The sequence below is a fragment of the Stenotrophomonas sp. JC08 genome, from assembly GCF_052180205.1.
Classification (GTDB): Bacteria; Pseudomonadota; Gammaproteobacteria; order Xanthomonadales; family Xanthomonadaceae; genus Stenotrophomonas.
On record NZ_CP197473.1, the window covers coordinates 1,335,801 to 1,355,284 of the forward strand.

General features: G+C 66.7%; 20 protein-coding genes. 12 read left to right on the forward strand and 8 right to left on the reverse strand.

Annotated elements, in window-relative coordinates; genetic code table 11:
* Positions 1–33 precede the first annotated feature (33 nt).
* From ACSBPQ_RS06095 to ACSBPQ_RS06110, 4 genes are read left to right on the forward strand one after another with little or no spacing between them, the layout of a single operon-like run.
* The gene (locus ACSBPQ_RS06095) at positions 34–621 is read left to right on the forward strand and encodes an RNA polymerase sigma factor (protein WP_442684141.1); all 588 of its coding nucleotides are present in this window, start codon (positions 34–36) and stop codon (positions 619–621) included.
* The gene (locus ACSBPQ_RS06100) at positions 605–1,612 is read left to right on the forward strand and encodes a FecR family protein (RefSeq protein ID WP_442684142.1); all 1,008 of its coding nucleotides are present in this window, start codon (positions 605–607) and stop codon (positions 1,610–1,612) included. Before ACSBPQ_RS06095 ends, ACSBPQ_RS06100 begins: the two co-directional genes overlap by 17 nt.
* 14 nt (positions 1,613–1,626) lie before the next feature.
* Positions 1,627–3,438, forward strand: a complete 1,812-nt coding sequence (locus ACSBPQ_RS06105; RefSeq protein WP_442684143.1) for an amidohydrolase family protein — start codon at positions 1,627–1,629, stop codon at positions 3,436–3,438.
* A gap of 17 nt (positions 3,439–3,455) precedes the next feature.
* A complete protein-coding gene (locus tag ACSBPQ_RS06110) occupies positions 3,456–4,901 on the forward strand; it encodes an amidohydrolase (RefSeq protein ID WP_442684144.1) in 1,446 nt (481 codons plus the stop codon).
* Positions 4,902–4,980: 79 nt separating this feature from the next.
* Here ACSBPQ_RS06110 and smpB read toward each other — a convergent pair whose 3' ends face one another.
* Positions 4,981–5,484 (reverse strand): SsrA-binding protein SmpB, encoded by a 504-nt coding sequence (gene smpB, locus ACSBPQ_RS06115; RefSeq protein WP_442684145.1) that lies wholly within the window; start codon positions 5,482–5,484, stop codon positions 4,981–4,983.
* 51 nt (positions 5,485–5,535) lie between these two features.
* Here smpB and ACSBPQ_RS06120 point away from each other — a divergent pair, with 51 nt between their 5' ends.
* Together ACSBPQ_RS06120 and ACSBPQ_RS06125 are read left to right on the forward strand one after the other, a co-directional pair.
* Positions 5,536–5,964 (forward strand): type II toxin-antitoxin system RatA family toxin, encoded by a 429-nt coding sequence (locus ACSBPQ_RS06120; protein WP_442684146.1) that lies wholly within the window; start codon positions 5,536–5,538, stop codon positions 5,962–5,964.
* 2 nt (positions 5,965–5,966) lie between these two features.
* Positions 5,967–6,224, forward strand: a complete 258-nt coding sequence (locus ACSBPQ_RS06125; protein WP_442684147.1) for an RnfH family protein — start codon at positions 5,967–5,969, stop codon at positions 6,222–6,224.
* 16 nt (positions 6,225–6,240) lie between these two features.
* On the opposite strand, the gene ACSBPQ_RS06130 is transcribed toward ACSBPQ_RS06125, so the two are convergent.
* Positions 6,241–6,630 carry an outer membrane protein assembly factor BamE gene (locus tag ACSBPQ_RS06130; RefSeq protein WP_442684148.1) on the reverse strand — a complete coding sequence of 130 codons (390 nt, stop codon included), beginning with the start codon at positions 6,628–6,630 and terminating at the stop codon, positions 6,241–6,243.
* Between the two features lie 104 nt (positions 6,631–6,734).
* On the opposite strand from ACSBPQ_RS06130, the gene fur reads away from it, so the two are divergent.
* A complete protein-coding gene (gene fur / locus ACSBPQ_RS06135; RefSeq protein ID WP_442684149.1) occupies positions 6,735–7,142 on the forward strand; it encodes a ferric iron uptake transcriptional regulator in 408 nt (135 codons plus the stop codon).
* A 54-nt stretch (positions 7,143–7,196) separates the two neighbouring features.
* On the opposite strand, the gene recN is transcribed toward fur, so the two are convergent.
* Positions 7,197–8,861 carry a DNA repair protein RecN gene (recN, locus tag ACSBPQ_RS06140; RefSeq protein WP_442684150.1) on the reverse strand — a complete coding sequence of 555 codons (1,665 nt, stop codon included), beginning with the start codon at positions 8,859–8,861 and terminating at the stop codon, positions 7,197–7,199.
* Positions 8,862–9,046: 185 nt separating this feature from the next.
* On the opposite strand from recN, the gene grpE reads away from it, so the two are divergent.
* From grpE to ACSBPQ_RS06165, 5 genes are all read left to right on the forward strand, one after another.
* Entirely contained in the window at positions 9,047–9,562 is a 516-nt protein-coding gene (gene grpE / locus ACSBPQ_RS06145) for a nucleotide exchange factor GrpE (RefSeq protein ID WP_442684151.1), read from the forward strand.
* Between the two features lie 138 nt (positions 9,563–9,700).
* The gene (gene dnaK / locus ACSBPQ_RS06150) at positions 9,701–11,626 is read left to right on the forward strand and encodes a molecular chaperone DnaK (RefSeq protein ID WP_442684152.1); all 1,926 of its coding nucleotides are present in this window, start codon (positions 9,701–9,703) and stop codon (positions 11,624–11,626) included.
* Between the two features lie 130 nt (positions 11,627–11,756).
* Positions 11,757–12,881, forward strand: coding sequence for a molecular chaperone DnaJ (gene dnaJ, locus ACSBPQ_RS06155; RefSeq protein WP_442684153.1), 1,125 nt, complete (start codon positions 11,757–11,759; stop codon positions 12,879–12,881).
* A 121-nt stretch (positions 12,882–13,002) separates the two neighbouring features.
* The gene (gene pdxY, locus ACSBPQ_RS06160; RefSeq protein ID WP_442684154.1) at positions 13,003–13,911 is read left to right on the forward strand and encodes a pyridoxal kinase; all 909 of its coding nucleotides are present in this window, start codon (positions 13,003–13,005) and stop codon (positions 13,909–13,911) included.
* Positions 13,908–15,023: a prephenate dehydrogenase gene (locus ACSBPQ_RS06165; protein ID WP_442684155.1), complete on the forward strand. Its 1,116-nt coding sequence runs from the start codon at positions 13,908–13,910 to the stop codon at positions 15,021–15,023. The genes pdxY and ACSBPQ_RS06165 overlap by 4 nt, the downstream gene beginning before the upstream one ends.
* Positions 15,024–15,189: 166 nt before the next feature.
* On the opposite strand, the gene ACSBPQ_RS06170 is transcribed toward ACSBPQ_RS06165, so the two are convergent.
* The 5 genes from ACSBPQ_RS06170 to ACSBPQ_RS06190 form a co-directional block, all read right to left on the reverse strand.
* The gene (locus tag ACSBPQ_RS06170) at positions 15,190–15,384 is read right to left on the reverse strand and encodes a hypothetical protein (protein ID WP_442684156.1); all 195 of its coding nucleotides are present in this window, start codon (positions 15,382–15,384) and stop codon (positions 15,190–15,192) included.
* A 103-nt stretch (positions 15,385–15,487) separates the two neighbouring features.
* Complete coding sequence (locus ACSBPQ_RS06175) at positions 15,488–17,257, reverse strand: ABC transporter transmembrane domain-containing protein (RefSeq protein ID WP_442684157.1); 1,770 nt, start codon at positions 17,255–17,257, stop codon at positions 15,488–15,490.
* Positions 17,250–17,846 carry an IMPACT family protein gene (locus tag ACSBPQ_RS06180; RefSeq protein WP_442684158.1) on the reverse strand — a complete coding sequence of 199 codons (597 nt, stop codon included), beginning with the start codon at positions 17,844–17,846 and terminating at the stop codon, positions 17,250–17,252. The genes ACSBPQ_RS06175 and ACSBPQ_RS06180 overlap by 8 nt, the downstream gene beginning before the upstream one ends.
* Positions 17,847–17,892: 46 nt before the next feature.
* On the reverse strand, positions 17,893–18,852 hold the full coding sequence (locus tag ACSBPQ_RS06185) for a hypothetical protein (protein WP_442684159.1): 960 nt from the start codon (positions 18,850–18,852) through the stop codon (positions 17,893–17,895).
* On the reverse strand, positions 18,849–19,367 hold the full coding sequence (locus tag ACSBPQ_RS06190; protein ID WP_442684526.1) for an RNA polymerase sigma factor: 519 nt from the start codon (positions 19,365–19,367) through the stop codon (positions 18,849–18,851). Before ACSBPQ_RS06190 ends, ACSBPQ_RS06185 begins: the two co-directional genes overlap by 4 nt.
* Between the last annotated feature and the right edge of the window lie 117 nt (positions 19,368–19,484).

Sequence of the window (19,484 nt, forward strand, 5' to 3'; positions counted from 1 at the left end):
CAGGCGGTTGCCGGGTGGTGTGCAGGTGAAGCGATGAAGGCGGCGCTGGCGAAGGAGCGCAGCCAATGGCTGGCCGAGCATGTGCTGCCGTGCGAGCCGGAGCTGCGGGACTGGCTCAAGCGGCGTTTGCCGGCCCGCCAGGATGCTGATGACGTAATCCAGGAAACCTACGCGATCCTGGCAGCGATGGCGGACGTCTCGCACGTCCGCCAGCCGCGTGCCTACGTGTATTCGGTGGCGCAATCGGTGGTGCTGCAGCAGTTGCGGCGCGCGCAGGTAGTGTCGATCGAAGCGGTGGCGGAGATCGAGCAGTTGGCCCACGAAGGGGATCATGTCTGCCCCGAACGCACGACGTCGTCGCGGCAGGAGCTGGCCCGGATCGGCGTGCTGATCAACAGCCTGCCGGCCAAGTGCCGGCAGGCATTCATATTGCGGCGGGTGGAGGGCTATTCGCAGCGCGAGATCGCCGAGCGCATGCAGATCAGCGAGAACACGGTCGAGAAACACATCTGCAAGGGCATCCGGATTTTGATGGAGTCGATGAAGCGGCATGGCAACGGGGCGGAACAAGGCAGGGAACGGCCTGATGCAGGAGGTACACGGCATGCACGCAGACGCTGAAAACGGGATTGACGACATCGCTGCGGCGTGGGTGGCACGTGAGGATCGCGGGGTGCTGGGCGTGGAAGCCGAGGCCGAGCGTGATGCGTGGCTGCACGCCGACCGACGCCACTTCGGCGCGTATGCGCGGGCGCATGCAGTGCTGGCACGAACCGACCGTGCACGTGCGCTTTCGACTGGCGGCGTGCAGCCTTCTAACAGTGCGCGCAGGCCGGTGCCACGTGCGCGGCGGCTGCTCAAGTGGGCGATGGGTGCGGCGGCGATGGTCAGCCTGCTGGTCATCGGCGTGCAGCAGCAGGAGGACGGCGGGCAGTACTTCGCTACGCGTAAGGGTGAAATCCTGCGCGTGCCGTTGCAGGACGGTTCGGCGATTACCCTGGATTCCGATTCGCAGGTACGGGTGAGTTACAGCAATGCCCGCCGCGATATCCGCCTGCTGCAAGGCGAGGCGTTGTTTGACGTGGCCAGGGATGCGGCACGCCCGTTCGTGGTGCGCGCCGAAGAAACCGACGTGACCGCGGTAGGTACCAGCTTTGCGGTGAGCCTCACCGAGCGTCGCAGTGGTGGCGTGGAAGTGCTGGTGCGTGAGGGGGTGGTGGATGTGGCCGATGTGCAGAACGCGGTGGCGCCGACACGACTGGTGGCCAATTACCGGGCGCTGGCCAATCGCAGCCACGGTATCCGCATCGAACCGGTACCCCGCGAGGACCTGCAGCAGCAGCTGGCGTGGCGCGAAGGCATGTTGTCGTTCAACGGTGACACCCTTTCAGTGGCCGCGGCACAGTTCCTGCGTTACAGCGATACCCGCATCGTCATCAATGACCCGCTGGTGGGCAGTCGGCGCATCGTCGGGCTGTATTCGGCCAGCGACCCGCTAGGTTTTGCGCGCAGTGTCGCGTTGAGCCTGGGACTGGTGGTGGAGCAGCACGGCAGCGAGGTCCGCCTGAGCTCCCCGCAAACCGCGCCGCAGGTGGTGCGGTCCATGCAATGAAACCGGAAGTGAACATGCACAACAATAAACGCCGCCGCAGGCTGGCGCTGATCACCGCGCTGCTGCTGGGTGCCGGGCAGATCGGCATGGTGGCGATGGCCACTGATAGCCAGGCGCTGCTGATCCGTGATGCGATGGTGTTCGACGGTACCGGCCGCGCCGCCTATCCGGCCAGCGTGCTGGTACAGGACGGCAGGATCGCCGCCATCGATGAAAAGCTGGCCGCGCCCAGAGGCGCCCGCGTTATCAATGCGCGCGGGCAGGCGCTGTTGCCGGGCCTGCTCGATCTGCACACGCACTGGACACCCAACGCGGTACCGTCCGAGCTGCCGCAGGTGGCCAACCGCTACATGGCCGCTGGTATCACCACCGTGACCGATTACCATCAGCCACCGGAGGCTTATGCGCCGCGCCGGCAGTGGCTGGCCTCCATTGTTGCGCCGGAAGTGAAGTTCGCCGCGCGCATGAGCACGCCGCTGGGCCATGGTGCCGATTGGGGGGATGAAAACACCACGCGCTGGGTCAACTCGCCCGAATCCGCCCGTGCCGGTGTGCGCGCGGTGGCGGCCTATCGGCCGGACTTCATCAAGGCCTTCACCGATGGCTGGCGTTATTCCAATGCCGCCGACAACAGCAGCATGGACGAGGAAACCCTCACCGCGCTGGTCGATGAGGCGCATAGGCACGGCCTGAAGGTGTTCACCCACACGGTGATGGTCAAACGTGGCAAATCCGCGGCACGGGCCGGGGTGGACATGATCGCCCACAGCCTGCTGGACGGCCCGGTCGATGCGGAACTGATCGAACTGATGCGCACTCACGGCACCGCCTATGCGCCCTCGTTGGCGGTCTATCTGCCCGAGCGTGTCGATGGCAGTGGCCGCACCAGCGTCAAGCCGGAGGTGCTGCACCAGCGCGAACGCAACTTCGCCAACGCACTGGCCAACGTCAAGGCGCTGCATGCTGCCGGCATTCCGGTGGTGGTCGGTACCGATGCCGGGATGACCGGTACGCCGCACGGCAGTTCCGCACTGCGCGAGCTGGAGTTGCTGGTGGAGGCGGGGCTGACCCCAGCCGATGCGCTGCTGGCCGGCACTGCGCACGGCGCCAAAGTGCTGGGAGTGGAGGATCGCGGCACCATCGAGGTCGGCAAGCGCGCCGACCTGCTGCTGGTGCATGGCCAGCCGTGGCAGCTGATCGGCGATATCCGCAATACCCGGCAGGTGTATGTGGCCGGGCGCCAGGTGCATGGCAAGGGGGCGGCATTGCCGGCGGGTAATACGGCGCTCGCGCTGCCGGCGCTGCCGGTGCCGGCGCTGGTGGATGATTTCGAGCGGGGCGATGGCCGTACCGCGCTGGACACCTTGCGCATTGACGAAGCCGATGGCGGCAACGACCGTACCGTGCAGGTGACCGAGATGGTCGCACGCGAGAGTGGCGGGCATGCATTGTCCACGCAGGCCAAGCTGTCGACCAAGGACAGCGCCTTTGCCGCAGCGATCCTGCCCCTGAGTCGGGGCTCGGTGGCGCCGGTGGACGCGCGTGCGCATCGGGGCATCCGCTTCGATCTGCGTGGGGCTACACCGTACTTGCGGCTGGAAGTGCGGGCATTGGGCAATCGCCGCTTCTACGCGCCATTGGAGGCGCAGACGCAATGGCGGACGGTGGAGGTGCCGTTCACTGCGCTGCAGGGCCAGCCACCGTATCGGGCCAAGGTTCCCCTTGCCGAGTGGAAGGGCGATGACCTGCAGCAACTGGTCTTCTCGGCCGGCGGCGAACCCGGCAGCAAGGTCTGGTTCGAAATCGACAACGTCACCTTTTACTGAGTTGCTGGAGCCAGCCGATGAAGCCGATCCTGCTGCGCGCCGCGCTGCTGACCTGCCTGTTTTCCGCTCCCGTCGCGTGGTCGGCACCGGCCGATGTCGTGGCGATACTGGATGGCTATGCAATACGCCAGGCCGAAGTTGGTCGGGCGCTGTGGCAACAGCCGGAGCTGGGCTATCTGGAGGCCGATTCCTCGGCACTGTTGCAACGCGAGTTGCGTGAAGCCGGCTTCCGCATCGAAGCCGGTGTTGCCGGCATGCCCACCGCATTCGTGGCCAGCTACGGTACGCGCGGTAACGGCCCGGTCATCGGCCTGCTGGCGGAGATGGACGCGCTGCCGGGCATGGCGCAAGCAGCCGAGCCGGTGCGCATGGCGCTTCCCGGGCAGGATGCAGGGCAGGCCTGTGGCCACAACCTGTTCGGGGCGGCCTCGGTCGGTGCCGCGCGTGCCATCGCGCAATGGTTGAAGGACAGCGGCAGCGCCGGCCAAGTGCGGGTGTATGGCACGCCGGCGGAGGAGGGCGGTTCGGGCAAGGTCTACATGGCCAAGGCCGGTCTGTTCGATGGCGTGGATGTGGTGCTGCACTGGCATCCGTCGGCAGAGAATTCGGCTGCGCAGGGGACAAGTCTGGCCAATACCAGCGGCAAGTTCCGCTTCCACGGCCGTGCCGCGCATGCAGCCATTGCCCCGGATCATGGACGCTCGGCGCTGGATGGGGTGGAGGCGCTCAACCACATGGCCAACCTGATGCGCGAACACGTGCCCGAGGGCACCCGCGTCCACTACGTGATCAGCAATGGAGGCGCAGCACCCAACGTGGTACCGGATTTCGCCGAGGTCTACTACTACGTGCGTCACACCGATCCAGCCGTGGTGCGCGACGTATTCGAGCGTCTGCACAAGGCCGCAGAAGGTGCGGCGATGGGCACCGGCACCACGGTCGAATTCGAACAGACCGGCGGGGTGTTCTCGATGTTGCCCAACGATACGCTGGGGCAGGTGATGCAGGCCGCGTTGCAGCAGGTGGGGGGCGTGCGTTACGACGCGGCCGAGCAGACATTTGCACAGCGCATGCAGCAGACGCTGGAGGAGCGCCCGTCGCTGGAGGCGGCAATGCAGCTGCAACCGTACCGTGCCGATATGGCCGGCAGTGCATCCACCGATGTGGGGGATGTCAGCTGGAATGCCCCGACTGCCGGCCTCAGTACTGCCACCTGGGTACCCGGTACGCCGGCGCACAGCTGGCAGGCGGTTGCCGCATCGGGCATGTCGATCGGTGACAAGGGTGCGTTGAACGCGGCCAAGACTATGGCGTTGGCCGCCGTGCAACTGCTGCAGTCGCCGGAAACGGTGCGCAAGGCCAGGCAGGAGTTCAACACGCGGCGCGGTACGGAATTTCGCTACCGGCCGCTGTTGCAGCGGGACACGCCGCCGCTGGATTACCGCAGCAAAGCTGCCAGGTGAGCCATGTTGCCGGAGCGGGTGCCTGTGAGGGGCCTGTTGAGTGTGGGCGCGGCTGAGATTGCTGCAGACACCTCCGTGATCAGGCGTTGCGGTTGTGTGCCCGCATCGCGCGCTGCTTCTCGCGATCCCAGTCGCGCTCCTTGGCGGCATCGCGCTTGTCGTGGTTCTGCTTGCCCTTGGCCAGCGCGATCTCAAGCTTGATCTTGTTCTTGCTCCAGTACATCGCGGTGGGCACGAGGGTGTAGCCCTCGCGCTCGACACGGCCGATCAGCTTGTCGATCTCACGACGATGCAGCAGCAGCTTGCGCTGGCGGCGATCCTCGGGCACCACGTGGGTGGAGGCCTGGATCAGTGGGGTGATCTGCGCGCCGATCAGGTAGATCTCGCCATCCTTCACATAGGCGTAGGCATCGGTCATGTTGCCGCGTCCGGCGCGGATCGCCTTGACCTCCCAGCCCTGCAACACCAGTCCGGCCTCGACGCGATCTTCAAGGTGGTATTCGTGGCGTGCGCGTTTGTTCAGCGAGATGGTTTTGTTAACCGTCGCGCTCTTTGCTTTATCCTTGCCGGGTTTCTTGCTCATTTACGTATTGTCTCCGATCCGGAGGCGTTCCGGACATTCTTCAGCAATCCCATGCCTACCATCCGCCGCAGCGCTCTGGTCGAACACTCCGCACAGCGCATGTTCGATCTGGTCAATGATGTTTCCGCCTACCCGCGTCGTTTCCGCTGGTGTGACCGGGCCGAGATCCTCGAACAGGGCGACGAGCGTGTGGTGGCCAGGCTGGATCTGGGGCTGGGCTCATTCCGCACCTGGTTCATGACCGAGAACACCCTGCAGCGTCCACACAGTATCGATATGCAGTTGCGCGATGGCCCGTTCAAGCGCCTGCACGGTCGCTGGGAATTCCATTCCCTGGCCGAGGATGCCTGCAAGGTGACGCTGGTGCTGGAGTTCGAGCCGACCTCGCGCCTGCTGGGTCCGGCGCTGGCGCTGGGTTTCCAGGGATTGGCCGATCGCATGGTCAACGACTTCGTGCGCGTGGCCGACCAGGACGCCTGAGCATGCGCGTGGAAGTGGTGCTGGCCTGGCCGGAACGTTACCTGCGGTGCGAGTTGCAACTGCCCGAAGGCTGCACGGTGGCCGATGCCATCGACGAGGCGGCGCTGGATACCGCGGAAGAGGCCGTTGCCTGCGCCATCCATGGCGTGCTGGTGCGTCCGCAGCACCTGCTGCGCGATGGCGACCGGATCGAGCTGTTGCGTCCGCTGCTGGCCGACCCCAAAGAAAATCGCCGCCGGCGGGCGCGCGGCGGCGACTGAATCACGGCAGCTGCAATCAGCGGCCTCTTTTCTTGTCCTTGGCCAGGTTGCGCCCGAACTGGCGGACACTCTTCCGGGCCAGCTCCGCATCCTGGGTGGCGAAATAATCGCCTTCCCAGCGGGTCACCGCATCGTTCTCGAAGAACACGGTGAAGTTCTTCACTTCGGTCTTGCCGATACGGTTCACGCGCTGGCTGGCGGTGTAATCCCAGCGCTGGGCATGGAACGGGTCGGCGATCGAGGGCGTCCCCAGCAGTGCATTGACCTGCTGCTTGCTCTGGCCGACCTGCAGCTGTGCCACGGACTGCTCGCGGATCAGGTTGCCCTGGTAGATGGGCTGCTTGTAGATGATGCCGCAGCCGGTGGTGGACAGGGCGACAACGGCGATCAACAGGAGGTTGCGCATTGGGTAGGACGGTTGAGGAAATCAGGCCGATGATACACTCCCCGGCACCTGGTGCGATCTGACAGGAGACAACCGGCGCTAAACTGCCCAATGAAAGGATGGCTATGGAATCCAATGAGCTGCGTAAAGTTGGCCTGAAGGTCACCCACCCGCGTATGCGCATTCTCGCGTTGCTTGAGCAGAGCAGCCCGCAGCGTCATCTCACGGCTGAAGACATCTATCGAGAGTTGCTGGATGGGGGCGATGAAATCGGCCTGGCGACGGTCTACCGGGTGTTGACCCAGTTCGAGGCGGCCGGTCTGGTGCTCAAGCACAATTTCGAAGGCGGGCAGGCCGTCTATGAATGGGATCGTGGCGGTCATCACGACCACATGGTGGACGTGGATACCGGCAAGATCATCGAATTCGAAAGCCCGGAAATCGAAGCGCTGCAGCACCGTATCGCCGAGGCGCACGGCTACGATCTGGAAGAACACTCGCTGGTGCTGTACGTGCGCAAGAAGCGCCGCTGAGCGGCCCCGTACAGCAATCTTGAAACACCGGCGCCTGCGCCGGTGTTTTCGTATTCAGGCCTGCTGCAGCAGCCGGCGGGCGGCGGCGCGGGCCTCCTTGCTGACTTCGGCACCGCCGAGCATGCGCGCCAGCTCCTCTTCGCGGCCCTTGCCGTCGAGCAGTTCCACCGCGCTCTGGGTCATGCCCTCCACCGGCGCCTTGCTGACGCGGTAATGGCTGTGGCCCTTGGAGGCGACCTGTGGCAGGTGGGTGACGCACAGCACCTGGCGGTGTTCGCCCAGTGCCCGCAGCTTCTTGCCGACGATGTCGGCGATGGCGCCGCCGATGCCCGAATCCACTTCGTCGAACACCATGGTCGGCACCGCATCCAGCCCCAGCGCGGCCACTTCGATGGCCAGCGAGATACGCGACAGCTCGCCGCCGGAGGCGACCTTGCGCAGCGCACGTGCCGGCTGCCCGGCATTGGCGGCGACCAGGAACTCGATGCGCTCGGCACCGTTGGGGTCCGGGCGCAGCTGGGGCTGGGGTTCCAGCTCAATCAGGAACTGGCCACCGCCCATGCCCAGCTCGTCGATCAGCGCGGTGGTGGTGGCCGACAGCGTCTGCGCGGCCGTGCTGCGGCTGTGGGTCAGTTTCTGCGCCTGTGCCTGCCAGTGGACGCGGGCCTTGTCGATTTCACCGGCCAGCTTGGCCAGGCGTTCGTCGGCACCGCGCAGCTGCTCCAGCTCGCTGTCGATCCGCTCGCGGGTGGCGGCAAGCTCCTCCATCGGCACGCGGTGCTTGCGGGCCAGATCGTGCAGCCGGCCCAGACGGCGCTCGATGTCCTCGAATGCCTGCGGATCGCTGTCCAGATCGTCCTGCACGCGGTCCAGCTGCACCAGCGCTTCCTGCAGCTGGATACCAGCAGCGTCGAGCAGGGCGTCGATGTCGCCCAGCCGCGGATCGTGCTGGCTGACCCGCGCCAGCTCGCTGCGTACCTGCTGCAGCTGGCTGAGCAGGGACGGGGCGTCATCGCCATTGAGCAGATTGCCCGCCTGCAGGCAGGCTTCGATCAGTGCCGTGGAATGGGCCTGGCGGCGGTGGCTGGCGGCCAGTGCGGTGATCGCTTCCGGCTCCAGATCCTCGCGCTGGAGTTCGAGATGCTGGTGTTCCAGGTAACCGATCCGGTCGGAGACATCGCCCTGTTGCGACAGCGCATCGTGTTCGTCCAACAGCGCCTGCCAGGCGGTACTGGCGGCACGCACGGCGGCACGCTCGGCCTCGTTGCGGGCATAGGCGTCCAGCAGTGCCAACTGGCTGGGGCGTGAGAGCAGGGCCTGCTGGTCGTGCTGGCCATGGATCTCGACCAGGAATGCAGCCAGCTCGGCCAGCTGCGAAACCGGCACCGGGCGGCCGTTGATGAAGGCGCGTGAGCCACCGTCGGCACGGATCACCCGGCGCAGCTGGCATTGGCCATCGTCATCGAGCTCGTTGTCGTGCAGCCACTGTCGCGCCGGGGCGTCGTCGGCCAGGCTGAATTCGGCCGACAGCTCGGCGCGGCTGGCACCGTGGCGGACCACGCCGGAATCGGCGCGCAGGCCGGACAGGAAGCCCAGCGCATCGACCATCAGCGATTTGCCGGCGCCGGTTTCGCCGGAAACCACGGTCATGCCCGGGCCGAACTCCAGTTCGGTGGCGCGGACAACGGCGAAATCCTTGATCGAGAGATGTCTGAGCATGGTTGGCAGGCTATGGGGCCGCGCAAAACTAGCATGTGCGCAGGACCGGGCAAACGTCCGGAGTGGAATTTCGGGGTCAGCGTAGGTCGTTGGCGTCTCACCGGCTGCGTCGCGGTCTTGAAACCGCTGGTACTGCCCATATACGGGGCGGAGTAGGCGGCAGAACTTCCGCCAGGGAACCGGAAATGAACCAAGAGCACCCCGAACTCGACCCCACCCCCAGTGCCGATGCGGCCACCGATCCCCAGCAGGAGCAGATCCAGGCCCTGCGCGCGGAGGTGGAGCAGGTCAAGGCCGAGGCGCTGCGCGAGCGCGCCGATCTGGACAACCAGCGCAAGCGCGTGGCCCGCGACATCGAGCAGGCACGCAAATTCGCCAATGAGAAGCTGCTGGGCGAACTGCTGCCGGTATTTGACAGCCTCGATGCCGGGCTCAATGCCGCCGGCAGCGAGCCCAATCCGCTGCGCGAAGGGCTGGAGCTGACCCTGAAGCAGCTGCTGAAGGTGGCCGGCGACAACGGCCTGAGCCTGCTGGATCCGGTCGGGGAAGCCTTCAACCCGGAACACCACCAGGCCATCAGCCAGGTCGACGCCCCCGCCGGCGTAGCCCCGGGCGCGGTGGTCACCGTGTTCCAGAAGGGCTACCTGCTCAACGAGCGCCTGCTGCGGCCGGCGCTGGTGGTGGTGGCCCGGGTCGACTGATCCACTGGCTGGCCGACTGCTGAACGGGTGCGGCCAGCAATAAACACTGTTCCGGGGGTGGCTTGAATGTCATCAGGTCCTCCCCCACATCCCATTCATCCCCGGCGGCTGCCGGCATACGAATCTCAGGAGTCCCCCATGGGCAAGATCATTGGTATCGACCTCGGCACCACCAACTCGTGCGTGGCGATCATGGACGGCGGCAAGGGCCGCGTCATCGAGAATGCGGAAGGTGACCGCACCACCCCCTCCATCGTCGCCTACACCAAGGACGGCGAAGTGCTGGTGGGTGCCTCGGCCAAGCGCCAAGCCGTCACCAATCCGAAGAACACCTTCTACGCCGTCAAGCGCCTGATCGGCCGCAAGTTCACCGACGGCGAAGTGCAGAAGGACATCGCCCACGTGCCGTACGGCATCCTCGCCCACGACAACGGCGATGCCTGGGTGGAGACCAGCGACGGCAAGAAGATGGCGCCGCAGGAAATCTCCGCGCGCGTGCTGGAAAAAATGAAGAAGACCGCCGAGGACTTCCTCGGTGAGAAGGTCACCGAAGCGGTCATCACCGTACCGGCCTACTTCAACGACAGCCAGCGCCAGGCGACCAAGGACGCCGGCCGAATCGCCGGTCTGGACGTCAAGCGCATCATCAACGAGCCGACCGCCGCGGCGCTGGCCTATGGCCTGGACAAGGGCGACGGCAAGGACCGCAAGATCGTGGTCTACGACCTGGGCGGCGGTACTTTCGACGTGTCGATCATCGAGATCGCCAACGTCGACGGTGAGAAGCAGTTCGAGGTGCTGGCCACCAACGGCGACACCTTCCTGGGCGGCGAAGACTTCGACAACCGCGTCATCGAGTACCTGGTCGACGAGTTCAACAAGGACCAGGGCATCGACCTGCGCAAGGATCCGCTGGCGCTGCAGCGCCTGAAGGATGCGGCCGAGCGCGCCAAGATCGAGCTGTCGACCGCGCAGCAGACCGAAGTGAACCTGCCGTACGTCACCGCCGACGCTTCCGGTCCGAAGCACCTGAACATCAAGCTGACCCGCGCCAAGCTGGAAGCGCTGGTGGAAGAGCTGATCAAGAAGTCGATCGAGCCGTGCCGTGTCGCCCTGAACGACGCTGGTCTGCGTTCCAGCGATATCGACGAGGTGATCCTGGTCGGTGGCCAGACCCGCATGCCGAAGGTGCAGCAGGCGGTGAGCGAGTTCTTCGGCAAGGAGCCGCGCAAGGATGTCAACCCGGACGAAGCCGTGGCATTGGGTGCGGCGATCCAGGGCGGCGTGCTGGGCGGTGACGTCAAGGACGTGCTGCTGCTGGACGTGACCCCGCTGTCGCTGGGCATCGAGACCATGGGCGGCGTGTTCACCAAGATCATCGAGAAGAACACCACGATTCCGACCAAGGCCTCGCAGACCTTCTCGACCGCCGAGGACAACCAGTCGGCCGTGACCGTGCACGTGCTGCAGGGTGAGCGCGAGCAGGCCCGCTACAACAAGTCGCTGGCCAAGTTCGACCTGTCCGGCATCGAGCCGGCGCCGCGCGGCATGCCGCAGGTGGAGGTATCCTTCGACATCGACGCCAACGGCATCCTGCACGTGTCGGCCAAGGACAAGAAGACCAACAAGGAACAGAAGGTCGAGATCAAGGCCGGTTCGGGTCTGTCCGAGGAGGAGATCGCACGCATGGTCGCCGACGCGGAAGCCAACCGCGAGGAAGACAAGAAGTTCCATGAGCTGGTGCAGACCCGCAACCAGGCTGACGGCCTGATCCACGCCACCCGCACCGCCATCACCGAGCATGGCAGCAAGGTCGGTGGCGATGTGATCGGCAAGGTCGAGGCGGCGCTGTCGGATCTGGAAACGGCGATGAAGGGCGACGACAAGGCGCAGATCGAAGCCAAGTCCAAGGCGCTGGAAGAAGCCGGCCAGGCGCTGTTTGCCGCCGCTTCGGCCGGTGAGCAGGGTGCTGCCGGTGGCGACGCCGGCGCTGCCGGGCAGGCGGCCGATGACGTGGTCGATGCCGAGTTCACCGAGGTCAAGGACGACGACAAGAAGTCCTGATGTCCGTTGCCCCTCTCCCGGCGGGAGAGGGGTTGGGGTGAGGGTTCGGGGCTGCGATGTGGCTCCGGACCCTTGTCTTGTCGACCAACCCCCACCCAGCCCTCCCCGAAGGGGGAGGGAGAGATAAAGCATGAGCAAGCGCGATTACTACGAAGTCCTGGGCGTCTCCCGCAGCGCCACCGATGAAGAGCTGAAGAAGGCCTATCGCCGCAGTGCGATGAAACACCATCCGGATCGCAATCCGGGTGATGCCGCCGCTGAAGCCGCGTTCAAGGAGTGCAAGGAGGCCTACGAGGTCCTGTCCGACGGCAACAAGCGGCGCATGTACGACGCCCATGGCCATGCCGCGTTCGAACACGGCATGGGCGGTGGTGGCGGCCATGGCGGGCCGGACATGAACGACATCTTCGGCGACATCTTCGGCAACATCTTCGGCGGTGGTGGTGCACGCCAGCCACGGCGCGGTGCCGATATCGGCTACGTGATGGAGCTGGACCTGGAAGAAGCGGTGGCCGGTGGCGAACGGCGCATCGAGATCCCGACCCTAGTCGACTGCGGCGATTGCGATGGCAGTGGCTCGGAGGATCGCAAGGTCGAGACCTGCAACGTCTGCGGCGGTCGTGGCCAGGTGCGCGTGCAGCGCGGCATCTTCGCCATGCAGCAGGCCTGCCACAACTGCGATGGCCGTGGCCAGATCATCGCCAAGCCGTGCAAGACCTGCCACGGCAATGGCCGGGTCGAGGAAGAGAAGGTGCTTTCGGTCAAGGTGCCGGCCGGTGTGGACAGTGGCGATCGCATCCGCCTGCAGGGCGAAGGCGAGGCCGGTCCGCCGGGAACCCCGCCAGGCGACCTGTACGTGGAGGTGCGGGTGCGTGACCACGCCATCTTCACCCGCGACGGCGACGACCTGCATTGCGAGGTGCCGGTGCGCATCTCGCAGGCCGCGTTGGGCGACACCGTCCGCGTGGGCACGCTCGGTGGTGTGGCCGAAATCCGCATCCCGGCCGAAACCCAGACCGGCAAGCTGTTCCGCCTGCGTGGCAAGGGCGTCAGGTCGGTACGCAGCCGTACCGAGGGCGACCTGTACTGCCGCATCGTGGTGGAGACCCCGGTGAACCTCACCGCCGAGCAGCGCAAGCTGCTGGAGCAGTTCGAGGCGAGCTTCAGTGGTGAGGACGCGCGCAAGCACTCACCCAAGTCGGCTACCTTCATCGACGGGGTCAAGGGCTTCTGGGACCGCATGACGTCGACCTGATCGATATCGATTCCACAGTGACAAAGCCGCAGCCTGCTGCGGCTTTGTCGTTTCTGGCGGTCGATTGGTTGCGTGCGCAATCTATGCCGGTGCGGACGGAGGGCGGTCGTAGAATGCGCAGATGAAAGAAGTCGACCACAGCCATCTCGTGCACGGTCGCCGGCAACGCCCGGAGGGGCCCTCGCCGGTGGACGTGATTTCGGTGCAGTCACAGCTGGTGTACGGCCACGCCGGCAACAGCGCCGCGGTGCCGCCGCTGCGCGCCCTTGGCATACGTGTGGCGGAGATTCCGACCACGTTGCTGAGCAATGCGCCGTTCTATCCGACCCTGCGCGGGCGCGTGCTGCCCGCCGACTGGTTTGCCGAGCTGCTGCAGGGCAGCAGCGAGCGCGGTCTGCCGCAGCGGGCGAAGATGCTGGTTTCCGGCTATTTCGGTAGTGTCGAAAACGGTGTCGCCTTCGCCGACTGGCTGGAGGAGGTGCTGCCGCACGCGCCGCAGTTGCGCTACTGCCTGGATCCGGTGATCGGCGACACCCATACCGGTCCCTATGTCGAGCCGGGGCTGGAGGCGGTTTTCGCCGAGCGCCTGCTGCCGCATGCCTGGCTGGTGACACCCAACGCGTTCGAACTGGGCCGGCTCAGCGGCATGCCGGCACTGGAGCAGGCCGATGCGATCGCCGCTTCACGCAAGCTGCTGGAACGCGGGCCGGAATGGGTGATCGCCCACTCGGTTTCCGGCGATCCGGGCGACCTGGTGACGCTGGCCATCAGCCGCACTGAAGTCTGGCGCTGGACCTCGCCGCACCTGCCGGTGGATGTGGCCGGCACCGGCGATGTGCTGATGGCGCTGATCGTCGCCTTCCTGTTGAAAGGCCAAAGCTTCGCCGATGCGGTGGGACGGGCGATTGCCGGCGTACACGCGGCTCTGGAAGCGACGCTGGTCGAAGGCCTGGAAGAATTCGAAGTGCTGGCCGCGGCGCCGGCAGCGACCGGTACGCCGTACCGCTTCCGTGCCGAGCGTCTGGAATGAACGCCCCGGTCATCGGCATTGTCGGCAGTGGCGGCGCCTACGGGCGCTGGTTGCGCGGGTTTTTCCAGACGCGGATGGGGCTGCAGGTGATCGGCCATGATCCGGTCGATCCGGATTCGCACACGCCCGAGCAGCTGCTGCAAGACGCTGACGTGCTGCTGTTCTCCGCGCCGATCCGGCTCACCCCCGGCCTGATTGGCGAATACGTCCGCCAGTCCGGTGGCCGCGAGCGGGGAAGGCTGTGGCTGGATGTCACTTCGATCAAGGGCGCACCTGTCGCGGCGATGCTGGAGTCGCAGGCGTCCGTGGCCGGGCTGCACCCGATGACCGCACCGCCGAAGGCGCCGACCCTGAAGGGCCGGGTGATGGTGGTGTGCGAGGCGCGGCTGGAGGCGCGCTGGCAAACCTGGCTGGATGCGCTTTGCGCCGCGCTGCAGGCCGAATGCGTGCGGGCCACGCCCGAGCACCATGACCGGGTGATGGCACTGGTACAGGCGATGGTGCATGCCACCCATCTTGCCCAGGCCAGCGTGCTGCGCAGCTACGCGCCGCTGCTGGGCGATCTGCAGGCGCTGATGCCGTACCGCTCGGCCGCCTTCGAGCTGGATGCGGCGGTGATCGCGCGCATCCTGTCGCTCAATCCGCTGATCTACGAGGACATCCAGTTCGACAACCCGCATACCGCCGAGATGCTCGGGCGGCTGCTGGAGCAGCTGCAGCGCCTGCGCGATCTGGTGGGCGAGGGGGGCGAACAGGCGCGTGCCGCGTTCCGCCAGCAGTTCCTGCACGACAACCGCCAGGCCATCGATGCGGCGACCCTGCGCGACGGCAACTACAGTTTCGAGCGGATCGGCTACCTGCTGGCCGACCTGACCGAGCAGCGCTCGATGAGCGTGCACCTGCCGCAGGACCGCGCCGGTTCGTTGCGCGAACTGCTGCATGTGTTCGAGCGCCACGGCGTCAGTCTGGCCTCGATCCACTCCTCGCGGACGCCGGCGGGCGAGCTGCACTTCCGCATCGGCTTCGAGCAGAGCTACCGGCCGGAAGTGCTGGCCGCGGCGGCGCGTGAAATCGACAGCAGCGGCATCGGCCGGGTACTGACGGGACAGTGAGCGCGGTGGCCGGGTTAATCCACAGGGGGTGTGGATGGAATGTCGACAAACATGTGGATAAGCGGCGGCGTGCCTTGCGGCATATGGCTGTCAAGATGCTTGCCGAATAATTGACCAGCATCGGGCCGGTTCGGCAAAGCGGCGCCGCTGGCCGGTGCGGCCGGTGTCAGGCGCGGCGCGCGGAACCCAGCGCCAGCCGGACTTCGCCATCGGGCGTACTCAGCTGTTGTCCTTGCCGGACCAGCGGGCGGCCATCCTCCAGCGTGTAACGTGGCGGCTTGGAACTGTCCGGATCCCTGAATTCGATCACCACCCGGCTGCGGCCATCGTCGCCGGTCGCGGGGAACTGTCGGAACGTCATCGCCGATCTCCGGTTGGAAGCTGTTGCAGGCCGGGTCTTCGGCCTGCTGCCAGTCCATGCAGCCTGCCACCGCGGGCGTTACCCGCCCGTTATGTGGCTGCGGTCATTCGATGAACTGCAGGCGGGCCAGCTCGGCATACAGCCCGTCCTGCGCAAGCAGCTCGGCATGGGTGCCCTGGGCGACGATACGGCCCTGGTCCATCACCACGATCCGGTCGGCCTTCAGCACGGTGGCCAGACGGTGCGCGATCACCAGAGTGGTACGGCCCTGCATCAGCCGTTCCAGTGCCTGCTGCACCGCGCGCTCGCTCTGTGCGTCCAGCGCGCTGGTGGCCTCGTCCAGCAGCAGCACCGGCGCATCCTTGAGCAGCGCACGGGCGATGGCGATGCGCTGCTGCTGGCCGCCGGACAGGCGCGCGCCGCGTTCGCCCAGGTCGCTGTCGTAGCCGTCGGGCAACTGTTGCAGGAAGTCGTCGGCCTCGGCCGCGCGTGCCGCCGCGCGTACTTCCTCGTCACTGGCCTCGAGGCGGCCATAGCGGATGTTGTCGGCGGCACTGCTGGCGAACAGCGCCGGCTGCTGCGGGACCAGCGCGATGCTCTGCCGCAGTTGTGCCGGATCGAACTGGCGCAGGTCGATGCCATCCAGTTGCAGGCTGCCGGCATCGGGGTCGTGGAAACGCAGCAGCAGCGACAGCACCGTGCTCTTGCCGGCACCGGACGGACCGACCAGGGCGACGGTTTCGCCGGGGGCCACGCTCAGGCTGAAGTCGTCCAGTGCCGGCTGGTCGGGACGCTGCGGGTAATGGAAGGACACGTGTTCGAAACGGATGCCGCCGCGCAGCGGCATCGGCAGCGGCCGGGGCTGTGCCGGGGCGGTGATGCGCGGGGATTCGTCCAGCAGCTCGGCGATGCGGCCCATGCCGCCGGAAGCGCGCTGCAACTCGTTCCAGACTTCCGCCAGGGCGCCGACCGAGCCGCCGCCGATCAACGCATACAGCACGAACTGGCCCAGCGTGCCGGCACTCATGCTGCCGTTGACCACATCGTGTGCGCCGGACCACAGCACCGCGACGATCGCGCCGAACACCAGCACGATGGCGATGGCGGTGACGAAGGACTGGGTACGGATGCGGTGTCGCGCGGTGGCGACGGACACCTTCAACGCCGCTTCGAAGCGGCCCCGCTCGTAGGGTTCACGCGCATGCGCCTGCACCGTGTGCACCGCGCCCAGGGTTTCAGCCGCCAGCGCATTGGCATCGGCAACGCGGTCCTGGCTGGCGCGGGAGATTTTCTGCAGCCGGCGCGCGCCCAGCACGATGGGCAGTACCGCCAGCGGGATGCCGATCAGCGAATACACGGCCAGGCGCGGGCTGGTCACAAACAGCATGACCATGCTGCCCACCACAGTGACGATGCTGCGCAACGCCACCGACATGGTGGAGCCGATCACGCTGCGCAGCAGTTCGCTGTCGGCCGTCAGCCGCGACACCAGCTCGCCGCTGCGGTTGCGGTCATGGAAGCCGGCATCCAGGCCGATCAGGTGCGCGTACAGCTGTCCGCGCAGGTCGGCGACCACCTTTTCGCCCAGCAGGGACACGAAGAAGAAGCGGGCAGCCGTCGCCAGGGCCAGTACCACCGCCACCACGAACAGCAGTGAGAACGCGCGATTGATTTCGCCGCCACCGGAAAAGCCGTGGTCGATCATCTGCTTGACCGCCATCGGCAGGCTCAGGGTGGCCGTGGACGACACCGCCAGGGCGATCAGCCAGGCGCTGAACAGGCCACCATGGCGGCGGACGAACGGCCACAGCGTTTTCAGGCTGCCTAGTTTCTGCAGGCGGCGCGGTGCGGCGGGGGGGGAGGTGTCATTCATCGGTATCGGGCTCGCTCATGCGCAGGCGGTCGCGGGTGGCATCGCGCAGACGTATCGCCAGCGCGTCGATGCGGTCGGCTGGCAACCGTACATGCAGGCGCAGGCCTTCGGGCAGGAAATCTTCTGCAAGTTTCTCGGCACCGGCCGTGCCCAGCAGGGTGTGGACGATGCCCATGTCCTCGAAGCCGCAGTGCAGGATGCGCTCGGCCATCGGGATCAGCGGGCTGCGCTCGGCCAGGCGCAGGCATTCGGCGGCGGTACCGCCGTAGGCGCGGACCAGACCGCCGGCACCGAGCTTGATGCCGCCATACCAGCGGGTCACCAGCACGGCGACACGGTCATAGCCCTGGCCATCGATGGCGGCCAGGATCGGGCGCCCGGCCGTGCCCGCCGGTTCGCCATCGTCGCTGGAACGGTATTCGTTGCCATGGCGGTAGGCCCAGCAATTGTGCGTGGCATCGGGCACCGAGACCGCGTCGAAGAACGCCAGCGCCTCATTGGCGCCGGTGATCGGCGCGGCATGTGCAATGAAGCGGCTGTGTTTGATTTCCAGCTCATGGCTGGCACGTGTGGCAAGGGTATCGAGCATTGCCCGCCATTCTAGTGGCTGGCACCAGCGAGGTGGGGCGGCTGGCTCAGTCGGCGAGCAGTGGCTGCAGATCAGCCGGGATCCGGGCCTTGGGATGGTCGATGGAGAAACGGCGCAGACTGGCGCGGGCACCTTCCATATCGCCGGTATCCCGGCGTGCACGGATGCGCTTGAGCCACTGCCGTCGCGACAGCGTGGCATCGGCCTCGATGTCGACCACGCGCCCGGCCGTGGCGGTGGCCCTATCGGCCGCCGTCGCCGGTGCGGCAGCGACGTTAGCGCGCTCGCGGCGGGCCGCGGCCGCCTTTTCGGTAGCCTTCTGGCCGGCATGATGCGGAATGATGCGCGGGCCGTCGAACTGCGGGCGTGGCGGCATGTCTTCAGCGGCGGTGCGGCGTGCGGATGCGTCCGATGCGGGCATGGGGGAGGCCGGCGGGGCCGGTGGCGCAGGGGCGGCGGGGGGCGGCATCACTTGCGCTTCATCGTGAATGGCGGCCGTCGTATGCGGTGATGCACGGGCCGGAGCGGTTTTGGCGGCCGGTTGTGCGGGCGCGTGGGTGATCCGGGTCCGGGAGTGTGGCAGAGCTTCGGGTGACGCCGGGGAGGGCGCTGCAACGGTGGCCGGAGACGCAGCCGGAGATGGGGGAGCCTCGGCAGCCACTTCGGCGGCCGCCGGCGCTGCCATATCCACAACGCCCTCGACCGGGGACGGCAACGGCGGGGTGGTGGGCTGCAGTTGCCAGGCCAGACCGACCACCAGCACCAGCGAGGCGGCTACCGCCAGCGAAGCGCCCAGCCGGCGCCGGCGCCGTCCACCTGATGCAGGCGACAACGGTTTCTGCTGTGGACCGGGCGGTGCGCTGCCGATGGCATCGGCGGGAGCTCGCGCCATCACCAGGATGGCGGTCTCGACGTGTGCACCCGGGCCCGGCGCGCGCGCGCCAGGGCGGCCGAGCAGACGGGCCAGCTCGCGTTCTTCGGGACCCAGTGGCTCAGGCGTGTTCATTCGTTCAACCTCGCGCGCAGTTTGTCCATCGCATAACGCAGCCGCGATTTGACCGTTTCCCGGCCGACGCCGGTGATCTGCGCGATCTCCTCCAGGCTCAGCTCCTGCTCCAGCCGCAGCAGCACCACCTCCTGCTGCTCCATCGGCAGTTCGGCCAGTGCCTGGCGCAGTTGCCGGCGCTGGGCCTGCTCCTCGGCCAGCAGTTCCGGTGTGCAGGTGTCGGCCAGCCGTGCCGTGCGTTCGTCGGCATCCGCCGGAGCGGGCGGGCGGTGACGCGCTGCCCGCCAGTGATCGTTGAGCCGGTTGTGGGCGATGCGGAACAGCCAGGTGGAGAAGGCCGCCTCGGGGGTCCAGCCGGAGCGCGCATGGATGACTTTCTGCCAGATGTCCTGGAACAGCTCCTCCGCCAGCGGCCGGTCGCGCAACTGGCCCAGCAGGTAATGGAACAGCCGCGCACGATGGCGTCCGTACAGTTCGGAGAACGCCGCACTGTCGCCGCCGGCATAGGCCAGCATCAGGGTTTCATCGGCGGGAGCCTGGACAAACGTATCCACGCCGGGAAGCCTACTGGTTGCAGCGCCCGCTGCCCAGCCAGTGGAAGAGGGAGATTCAGCCCGCGATTTGCACGGGAG

Bases quoted from the DNA above. Each gene is read 5' to 3' on its own strand.
- pdxY (WP_442684154.1), top strand. From the start codon at position 13,003: ATGAAAGAAGTCGACCACAGCCATCTCGTGCACGGTCGCCGGCAACGC.
- ACSBPQ_RS06175 (WP_442684157.1), bottom strand. From the start codon at position 17,257: ATGAATGACACCTCCCCCCCCGCCGCACCGCGCCGCCTGCAGAAACTA.
- ACSBPQ_RS06110 (WP_442684144.1), top strand. From the start codon at position 3,456: ATGAAGCCGATCCTGCTGCGCGCCGCGCTGCTGACCTGCCTGTTTTCC.
- ACSBPQ_RS06185 (WP_442684159.1), bottom strand. From the start codon at position 18,852: ATGAACACGCCTGAGCCACTGGGTCCCGAAGAACGCGAGCTGGCCCGT.
- ACSBPQ_RS06180 (WP_442684158.1), bottom strand. From the start codon at position 17,846: ATGCTCGATACCCTTGCCACACGTGCCAGCCATGAGCTGGAAATCAAA.
- ACSBPQ_RS06095 (WP_442684141.1), top strand. From the start codon at position 34: ATGAAGGCGGCGCTGGCGAAGGAGCGCAGCCAATGGCTGGCCGAGCAT.
- ACSBPQ_RS06190 (WP_442684526.1), bottom strand. From the start codon at position 19,367: ATGCTGGCCTATGCCGGCGGCGACAGTGCGGCGTTCTCCGAACTGTAC.
- ACSBPQ_RS06165 (WP_442684155.1), top strand. From the start codon at position 13,908: ATGAACGCCCCGGTCATCGGCATTGTCGGCAGTGGCGGCGCCTACGGG.
- fur (WP_442684149.1), top strand. From the start codon at position 6,735: ATGGAATCCAATGAGCTGCGTAAAGTTGGCCTGAAGGTCACCCACCCG.
- dnaJ (WP_442684153.1), top strand. From the start codon at position 11,757: ATGAGCAAGCGCGATTACTACGAAGTCCTGGGCGTCTCCCGCAGCGCC.
- smpB (WP_442684145.1), bottom strand. From the start codon at position 5,484: ATGAGCAAGAAACCCGGCAAGGATAAAGCAAAGAGCGCGACGGTTAAC.
- dnaK (WP_442684152.1), top strand. From the start codon at position 9,701: ATGGGCAAGATCATTGGTATCGACCTCGGCACCACCAACTCGTGCGTG.
- ACSBPQ_RS06170 (WP_442684156.1), bottom strand. From the start codon at position 15,384: ATGACGTTCCGACAGTTCCCCGCGACCGGCGACGATGGCCGCAGCCGG.
- ACSBPQ_RS06130 (WP_442684148.1), bottom strand. From the start codon at position 6,630: ATGCGCAACCTCCTGTTGATCGCCGTTGTCGCCCTGTCCACCACCGGC.
- ACSBPQ_RS06120 (WP_442684146.1), top strand. From the start codon at position 5,536: ATGCCTACCATCCGCCGCAGCGCTCTGGTCGAACACTCCGCACAGCGC.
- recN (WP_442684150.1), bottom strand. From the start codon at position 8,861: ATGCTCAGACATCTCTCGATCAAGGATTTCGCCGTTGTCCGCGCCACC.
- ACSBPQ_RS06100 (WP_442684142.1), top strand. From the start codon at position 605: ATGCACGCAGACGCTGAAAACGGGATTGACGACATCGCTGCGGCGTGG.
- ACSBPQ_RS06125 (WP_442684147.1), top strand. From the start codon at position 5,967: ATGCGCGTGGAAGTGGTGCTGGCCTGGCCGGAACGTTACCTGCGGTGC.
- grpE (WP_442684151.1), top strand. From the start codon at position 9,047: ATGAACCAAGAGCACCCCGAACTCGACCCCACCCCCAGTGCCGATGCG.
- ACSBPQ_RS06105 (WP_442684143.1), top strand. From the start codon at position 1,627: ATGCACAACAATAAACGCCGCCGCAGGCTGGCGCTGATCACCGCGCTG.